The following is a 566-nucleotide window of genomic DNA, read 5'->3' as shown; positions in this document are numbered from 1 at the left end:
TCGGGTGATGCTGCCAACTTACTGATTTAGTGTATGATGGTGTTTTTGAGGTGCTCCAGTGGCTTCTGTTTCTATCAGCTGTCCCTCCTGTTCAGCTACTGACGGGGTGGTGCGTAACGGCAAAAGCACCGCCGGACATCAGCGCTATCTCTGCTCTCACTGCCGTAAAACATGGCAACTGCAGTTCACTTACACCGCTTCTCAACCCGGTACGCACCAGAAAATCATTGATATGGCCATGAATGGCGTTGGATGCCGGGCAACAGCCCGCATTATGGGCGTTGGCCTCAACACGATTTTACGTCACTTAAAAAACTCAGGCCGCAGTCGGTAACCTCGCGCATACAGCCGGGCAGTGACGTCATCGTCTGCGCGGAAATGGACGAACAGTGGGGCTATGTCGGGGCTAAATCGCGCCAGCGCTGGCTGTTTTACGCGTATGACAGGCTCCGGAAGACGGTTGTTGCGCACGTATTCGGTGAACGCACTATGGCGACGCTGGGGCGTCTTATGAGCCTGCTGTCACCCTTTGACGTGGTGATATGGATGACGGATGGCTGGCCGCT

General features: G+C 54.9%; 1 pseudogene. It reads left to right on the top strand.

Annotated features, from left to right (window positions below):
* Positions 1 to 58 precede the first annotated feature (58 nt).
* A pseudogene (locus KQ486_RS14235) lies at positions 59 to 566 on the top strand (IS1-like element IS1A family transposase); the annotation flags it as partial.

Source organism: Allobacillus halotolerans (assembly GCF_018967645.1).
Taxonomy (GTDB): domain Bacteria; phylum Bacillota; class Bacilli; order Bacillales; family Alkalibacillaceae; genus Allobacillus; species Allobacillus halotolerans.
This window is presented reverse-complemented; position numbering and strand designations above follow the sequence as displayed.